Source organism: bacterium (assembly GCA_027622355.1).
Classification (GTDB): Bacteria; UBA8248; UBA8248; order UBA8248; family UBA8248; genus JAQBZT01.
In genome coordinates this window covers 1-7,265 of sequence record JAQBZT010000156.1, presented here as the reverse complement: position 1 = coordinate 7,265, position 7,265 = coordinate 1, and the positions used below count along the sequence as shown (strand labels likewise).

8 protein-coding genes are annotated in these 7,265 nt (G+C 61.7%); 2 read left to right on the top strand and 6 right to left on the bottom strand.

Annotated elements, in window-relative coordinates:
• The first annotated feature begins 304 nt into the window (after positions 1 to 304).
• Complete coding sequence (locus O2807_09825; protein ID MDA1000794.1) at positions 305 to 1,039, top strand: TIGR00730 family Rossman fold protein; 735 nt, start codon at positions 305 to 307, stop codon at positions 1,037 to 1,039.
• A 466-nt stretch (positions 1,040 to 1,505) separates the two neighbouring features.
• On the opposite strand, the gene O2807_09820 is transcribed toward O2807_09825, so the two are convergent.
• The 6 genes from O2807_09820 to O2807_09795 all read right to left on the bottom strand — a co-directional run bounded on the left by O2807_09820 (position 1,506) and on the right by O2807_09795 (position 6,336).
• The gene (locus O2807_09820; GenBank protein ID MDA1000793.1) at positions 1,506 to 2,687 is read right to left on the bottom strand and encodes a cobalamin-independent methionine synthase II family protein; all 1,182 of its coding nucleotides are present in this window, start codon (positions 2,685 to 2,687) and stop codon (positions 1,506 to 1,508) included.
• Between the two features lie 155 nt (positions 2,688 to 2,842).
• Complete coding sequence (locus O2807_09815) at positions 2,843 to 3,496, bottom strand: c-type cytochrome (GenBank protein ID MDA1000792.1); 654 nt, start codon at positions 3,494 to 3,496, stop codon at positions 2,843 to 2,845.
• Positions 3,497 to 3,621: 125 nt separating this feature from the next.
• Entirely contained in the window at positions 3,622 to 3,912 is a 291-nt protein-coding gene (locus O2807_09810; protein MDA1000791.1) for a hypothetical protein, read from the bottom strand.
• 10 nt (positions 3,913 to 3,922) lie between these two features.
• Positions 3,923 to 4,207, bottom strand: coding sequence for a hypothetical protein (locus tag O2807_09805; protein ID MDA1000790.1), 285 nt, complete (start codon positions 4,205 to 4,207; stop codon positions 3,923 to 3,925).
• A 3-nt stretch (positions 4,208 to 4,210) separates the two neighbouring features.
• Complete coding sequence (locus O2807_09800) at positions 4,211 to 4,732, bottom strand: glycine/sarcosine/betaine reductase selenoprotein B family protein (protein MDA1000789.1); 522 nt, start codon at positions 4,730 to 4,732, stop codon at positions 4,211 to 4,213.
• Between the two features lie 50 nt (positions 4,733 to 4,782).
• Entirely contained in the window at positions 4,783 to 6,336 is a 1,554-nt protein-coding gene (locus O2807_09795; GenBank protein ID MDA1000788.1) for a tetratricopeptide repeat protein, read from the bottom strand.
• A 587-nt stretch (positions 6,337 to 6,923) separates the two neighbouring features.
• On the opposite strand from O2807_09795, the gene O2807_09790 reads away from it, so the two are divergent.
• A partial coding sequence (locus tag O2807_09790; GenBank protein MDA1000787.1) for a hypothetical protein occupies positions 6,924 to 7,265 on the top strand: 342 nt, incomplete at its 3' end.

Genomic DNA, 7,265 nt, shown 5'->3' with positions numbered 1-7,265 from the left:
GCCCGGCGCGAGGAATCCGCTTTTCCACAGCAGATTCCTCTCTCGCTGCGGCCCCCAAGCGAACTCGTTCGCTTGGGTTCCCTGTGCTCCCTCGGAATGACACCGCGGGCCCATGGGACAAACGGGCCCGCCCCGGCCGGTACTCTGTCAGGAGGCGCAGGATGAACGACTTTCGCCGCAACGCAGCCGAACCCCACCACCCCGGACGGCCTCCCGCTCGGCGCCGCCATGATCGTCCGGCCATCGGGCGGCGAGGGCCTGCACCGGTATCCCTTCCACTTTCCAGTTTGCGGGGCATGATGTGATGAAATCACCTATCCGCTACAGCAACGGCGTGCAGAACTACCTCATCGGGCCGCGCTCTCGCCTTGCGGAGCTTTGGTTCATCGTCCGCGTCTTTTTCGAGTTTCTGAAAGGCTTCCGGGCGCTTCACTTCGTCGGGCCCTGCGTCACCGTCTTCGGCTCGGCCCGCATCGAGGAGGGCGATCCCTACTACACCTTCGCCCGGGACTTGGGCGCCAGCCTGGCCCGGCTGGGCTTCACCGTCATGACCGGCGGCGGGCCCGGCATCATGGAAGCCGCCAACCGCGGGGCGAGAGAGGCGGGAGGCGTTTCGGTCGGCTGCAACATCGAGCTTCCCTTCGAGCAGAAGCCCAACCTCTACCTCGACAGGTGGGTGACGTTCCGGCACTTCTTCGTCCGCAAGGTGATGCTCTTCAAGTACTCCTACGCCTTCGTGGCGCTCCCCGGCGGCATCGGGACGGTGGACGAGCTCTTCGAGGCCTTCACCCTGATCCAGTGCGGGAAGATCGCCGACTTCCCCATCGTCCTGATGGGTTCGCAGTACTGGTTGCCCATGCTCCATATGCTCGACGAGATGGAGGAAGAGGGCACCATCTCCCCCGGCGATCGCGATCTCATTCTCGTCACCGATTCGGTGTTCGAGGCGATCCACCACATCGAGGGGCGCACCATCGAGCGCTTCCGCCTCCGCAAGGTCCGCCTGCCCAAGCCCAACCCGTTCCTGGCGGAGCGGTAGGGGGGAGTTGGTGTATTTTATGGATTCGTGCGCGGAAGACTTGATCTCCCACCTTCAGGCGAAAAAAGAGGCGCTGACCGAATCGGGCCGGCGCCTCCTGCGGGAGGCGGGGCTGCGCTAGCTGCGCGATCCGGGCGCGCTCTTCCGGCCGCTCCCCCATCCCAACCTTCCCCCAAAGGGGGAAGGGGCAAAGCACCTCAATCCTCGAACCTCCCCGCATCTCCTGCGCGTGCCTTTTCCCCCGCATGTGCGAGAGTGGGGCCCGGCTTCGGAAGAGGGGACGGCGGGGCGGCTGCGCGATGGGGCGCGGAATTTAAGAGAGAGGGCGTGCACAAATGGATCAGCGGTGTCATTCCGAAGGAGCGCAGGGAACCCAAGCAAACGGACCCACTGCCCGGAAGCGATTGCGGGATACTGAGGGATATTGCGGGATTTTTTGCGCCGCCTCCTGCGTGAGGCTTCCCGGCTAGCTCTCGTGCTCGACGAGGGAGAAGCCGGGGTCGGCGATGAGGCACTCGGCCTCGGGCAGCCCCAGCTCGCGCCGGACGATGTTGGTCCCCTGGACGATGGAAGCCATCTTGTAGAGGGCGTGGCGTCTGCTCATGCCCTCGCGCCCCATGCCGCAGTCCGAGCAGAGGATCAGCCGCTCGGCCGGGATGTGCTGGAGGGCGCGGCGGACGAGGTCCGCCACATCCTCCGGGGGTTCGACCTGGAGGGAGTGGTGGGTGATGACGCCGATGGCGATCTTTTTCCCGGTGATTGCCTTGCCGATGGCTTCGAGGTCCATCCCCCCCGAGCTGCAGCACTCGAAGGTGAGCACGTCGGCGTCGATCTTGTTGAGCTCCTCGAGCGCGGGGGCATAGCTCTGCGGCACATCGAAGAGGCGTTGCTGGGCGGGGTTGCCCCAGCAGGTGTGGCACCAGACCTCGGTGAGGTCCCGCAGTCCCCGCACGGTGTTGTTGAACACCTCGACCATGTAGGCGGGGTTGAGTTCTCCTCCGACCAGGCCCTTGGCGGCGAGCAGGTGGACCTGGGGCTCTTCCATCTGGATGACGCGGCAGCCGGCCTTGGCGACCTCGGTGAGCTCCTCGTTCAGCGCATCGCTGATGGCCTGGATGCGCTCCTTGATGTTTTTGTAGTGGCGGTCGGTGACGCTCATGGCGATGAGTTCGGGGGTGATGGTACCGAACTTGACGGGTTTTTTCGTGAGGCGCTGCGCCGTTTTCCAGAGGGCGGCGTACTGCAGATCGCCCCGGCCGACCGGCCCCGCCAGCTCGGGCATGAGGCGGGCTTCCAGGATGTCGTGGAGAATCCGCCCGCGCGGAAAGGGGGCCTTTCCCTCTTTGGGAAGGCGGAAGGGGTGGAAGCCCGAAAAACCCTCCATGTGGCGCGGGGCGTAGCTGAACCAGGTATGGCCGCCCACGTCGGTGTCGAAGCGGGCGTCGCCGTCGGTGCAGATGTCGAGGCCGACGATCTCCTGATCCCGGATATAGGAGGAAACGGCGTCGGTGTACTGCTCGCGGAAGTGCGCGTTGGTCATGGCTTCGCGGAAGGTGCGCGCCCCGAGATTTTCGGTGTACCAGTGCGGCCGGGGCAGGGAGCCGATGATGGTCGTGGGCAGAATGATGTCCGCAGTGGCATTGAACATCAGGAAACTCCTCTCTGAAAAATGTAGAAAACAGAAGACAATGTCAGGATTTGCGCATGATCACATGTGCGTGAAATCGAGACAAGGCCGGAAAAAAGGCGCCAGCCGTATATGGCGGGCGCCTCATGGGGGGATGCAGCGCGCTGCCGCCGCGGTCACTCTTTTTTCAGGTGTTTCAGGTAGGCGAAGATGTGCGCCATCTCGCTGCCGGTGAGCTCCGGCCAGGGGATGCGCTCCCGCTTGGCGACGGGCAGCATCTTCGGCGCGTGGCGGAGCATCCGCGTGGCGAAGGCGCCCTCGGTCTGGATGGCGGCGGCCTTGTCGCCGAGGTCAGGCCCGATCAGCCCGCCGGCGAAGGGCTCTCCGTGGCACTTCACGCAGCCGGCGCCCACGAAGGTGGCGCGGCCCGAGGCGGCCTCTCCGCGGAAGGCGAACACATCGCCCCCGCAGCAGTTGAGCGAGTTAAGGTAGGTGAAGATATCGCCGATATCTTCATTCTCGAAATCGGGCCAGGCGTATTTGTGTTTTATTTGCATTTTGCTCATGAGGGGAACATGGTTCCACATGGCAGCCGCCCCGAGGAGGGGGGAGGCCCATTTCACCATGCGGGTGAGGTCCGGCCCCGCATCCCCGCCGCGGCCCTTCACAGTGTGGCAGGAGGAACAGCCTTTCGTGTCAAAGAGCATCGCCCCGTTTTGGATTTTCGCTTTCAGGGGGCGGACGGGCGGCTGGGCGCCGACAAGTGGGGCGGAAAGGAAAAACGTCATGCCCATCGTGGCGATGATGGCAAGTCCAAGCCGGGTCTTCATGGTGATCTCCTCGTATTCATAGGACCGGCAAAAGAGATACAGTGGTCCACTTTGTAAAGATAGGCAATTTGCGCGGGGATGCCAGTTGTTTTGCGCGCGCGAACAGCTCGTAAGGTTACGGACGGCTACACATACTCGTCCTTTTCGATGAGTTGGATGAGGATCAGGCGGTCGTGCATGCGTAAAAGGGCTTCCGCCGCCGGGCCTTCCAGGCAAGCGGAGAAATCCGAGAGTTCGTGAAGCTGGCGGGTGAGCCGGCCGATCAGGGGCTGGCGGGGGGGTTCCGCGGTTTTTTCCGCTTCGATTTTTTCCGACAACCACTCCCGGAGCGCATCGGCCGCATCGAGCAGATCATCGAAGCGATCCTGAAGCGCCTCCAGCCGCTGCTTGTTTTCATCGTGGATAGGATAGGACATCCGCGCTCTCCTATGTTTTTTTCCGGGACCTTACCCGCCGCCAACGGAAGGGGGCTTCGAGAATGGTGTCGGGCGCGCTGGCGCGCTCCAGTATGGAGAGGACAGCCCGAAGGACCTCTTTCTGCGCTTCGGCGGCGCCGGGCTCACCCACCGGGCGCCCAAGGGGAAAGCGCAGGTACACGGCCCGGGAGATGCGCATGTGGCTCGTGACCTCGGGGCGCAGGGTGATGGAGACGCACGGGATGCCCGCTTTTTCGATGGCGCCTTGCATCTGACCCACGGTCTGATGGCACATCGGTCAGCCGGGCGTGAGGAGGACGGCGTCTGTGCCCGCTTCCTGGAGACGGCGGGCGATGGCGGGTCCGGTCCGCTCGATGAGGGGAACCGGATTCGGGACGAAGCCCATCATCCCGATGTGGAGCGGTGCGAGGCCGCCGATGTCGCCCTCGGCAGCCATTTCCCGGAGGCGGTCGAGGGGAAAGATGCAGTTGATGTCCTTGTCTGCTTCGGTGTGGTCGTAATGGCTGTGAGTGATGATGAGGTCTTTCTCCCTGGCGTCTGCAGGGATTTCACGGAAGCCCCAGTCGCCTTCCTTGGAGTGGACATCGAAGGGTGTTTGGTTTCTCAGGTGGACGCCGCCGGTTGTCAAAATCGCGATCCGGCTCTCGGCGAGGGTTTTTTTCATCGGGGCCAGCGTGGCCACGGGGTTGGGAATACACTTCGACTCGTGGTGGGTTTTGGCGATCATTTCCTCCCACCGGCGGAAGCGATCGGCGTTGATCGAATCGCGTGCGAATTCCTTGAATTTCCAGTCGGACATGTGCCCATTATTTCAGGAAGAGCGGAAGAGGGAAAGTGCGCAGGTGCGGTTTATGTGCCCGCGCTTTCTTTCTTTTGGCCGATGGCCTTCCAGAGAAGCGCGTGAAAGCGATCCTTCTCCCCCTTTTCCATGTGCAGGGAGAGGCCCAGCATGTAGGTGGGCGGTTGCATGTGGCTCTCCTCGATGCGCTTCACCAGGACAGTGAAGGGCCCGAAGAGGCCTGTGCCCAGCTGCAGGGATATCGGATGGGTGCTGTTCAGGGCCGGTTTCCGCGCCGCGAGGACGAGAATGCCGCTCTGGCTCACGTCCTCGACCATGACCGGGGCGTCCGAAAGGGTCGGGGCGAGGATGGCCACTGGGACCTTGAAGCGGCGCGCGCGCCGGATGGATTCGGCCTTTGGCTCCGGTTCGGGCTTTTGTCCCCGGGTCTGTTTCGGCGCTCCCAGGGGGCCCTCGCCTGTCTGGATTTGCGCGATGGCTTCTTTCGCCTTGTCGAATTCCGGATCGATCGCCAGGGATCTGCGCAGGGCGGCAACCGCATTGACCCGCTGGTCCTGCTCGATGAGGACGAGGGCGAGGTTGTAGTAGAGCACCGGATCATCGGGAGCGATGTTGATGGCCTCGCGGTAGTTCTTGATGGCCTCAGTGAATTTGCGCTGGCGGCGGTAAGAGATGCCGCGCCGGTTGTAGATGGCGACATTCCCGGGATTTTTCGCGAGCGCATCGTTGAATTCCGTCTCCGCCAAATCGGCCCGGTCGCTGGCCATGAAGAGCTCTCCCACACTTGCCTGGCGGGATGCGGCGTCGAGCTCATCCGAAGTGGAGCGGAAAAAGGCCACGCGTGCCCCCTCGATATCTCCTTTCTCGAGAAGAACTTTGCCGAGAAACTGGAGCCGGTCGCGGTTCCGCGGGCTGATCTGGGTCGCGATTCGGATGGTATTGAGAGCGTCTTCGGTCTTCCCCTCACGAAGGAGAAGAACGGAAAGACGATCGTAGGCCCGGACAAAGTGGCGGTTGAGGGAGAGTGCCTCGCGGAAGCATTCCTCCGCCCGTTCGTACTGCCCAATTTCCTGGAAGACTTCACCCTCTCCAACCCGGATGCGCGGCGGGCGCCGGTCGAGTTCATCCAGCTGGCGCAACTCCTCGCGCGCGCTTTCAGGCTGATTGATGTCGAGCAGCGCTTTTGCCCGCGAGAGCAGAATTTCCATCGGCAGGGTGGCCGCACGATCCTCGAGGATATGGTCCATCTTCTCCTCGATGTTTTGTGATGAGTAGGGCTTGGAGAGGAATCCGTCAGCGCCGTAGTCTTCCGCCTCGATCTGGCCCTCATGGGCACTGTCCTTGGCCGTCAGCAGGAAGGGGATCAGGGCGTTGCCGATATGGGACTGAATGGCGCGGAGCAGGTCGAGGCCGGTGGTGTCGGGAACGTCCCGCTCAGAGATGATGAAATCCACAGGGCGGCTGCGGAATATTTCGAGGGCTTCCTGGCCGCTCGAAGCCTCGTGGACGGTTTTGACGCCGGCGGATTTGGCGAGCTGAACGATGGCCCGGCGCATGGTCCGGTCATCGTCAAAGGCGAGAATTCTCAGATCGGGGTGAAGCATAGCGCGCCCCAAATTTCGGGCCGGGCGGTCCCCCCCGGATCGCACAGCCAAAAAATAGATTGAGTGGAAGGATACCCGGGGACGTGCTGGCGAGCCAGCAGCGCGGGTTGATACGGATATACCCCCTTTCAAGATCAATATACTACGGGGAGCGGTAAGTAGTTTGCACCCCCTTGATCGTGTACCAATGACAGCTTGCTGCCGGTGCCTTGCGGGCAGGGCACGAAAGGACAAGCCGTCCGTGCCACCCTCAGGGAATGATGGAATCTATAAGGTGCTCCCCTTAGTAATTGATGATCCGCATGATCATCCAACTATTTTAAAGGATATTAATATCATTTTATCAATTCAATAGAAAGTATCCTCTTTGCGCCATTCACAGGCCAGAAAATAAATTATTGGGGACAATGCTGAATGGTCTGATTTTCCTGGAACCTTTTTCAGGTCTCGTACGTCCAAGGATGTGAAAGAAGGAATCTTGGAAGTTGAGAACGATTTCTTGAAGACGGGGATACGGGTTTCCCGAAAATAACTTCAAAAATGGTTGTTTCAAAAATGGTTTTAAAGAGAAAAAAAGGAGCGACAAAATGACGAAGAAAAATTGGATTCGGAAAGCTTCACTGGTAGCGGGCGCCACCTTTTTCGCCGCAGGCCTTCTGGTTCAGCCCCAGGCTGCCCAGGCGCTCAATCTCAACGGCTTGACGAACGTGCAGTCCAGCCTGGTCGAGGGCGAAGAGAACGCCACCGAATTTACGCCCCGCGGCTTGGCCGAGGGTGAAGAGAACGGCACCGAGCGCATGATCTCCCCGCTTCAGCTGGCAGCTACCAGCCTGGTCGAGGGCGAAGAGAACGCCACCGAATTTACGCCCCGCGGCTTGGCCGAGGGCGAAGAGAACGGCACCGAGCGCGGCATCTCCCCGCTTCAGCTG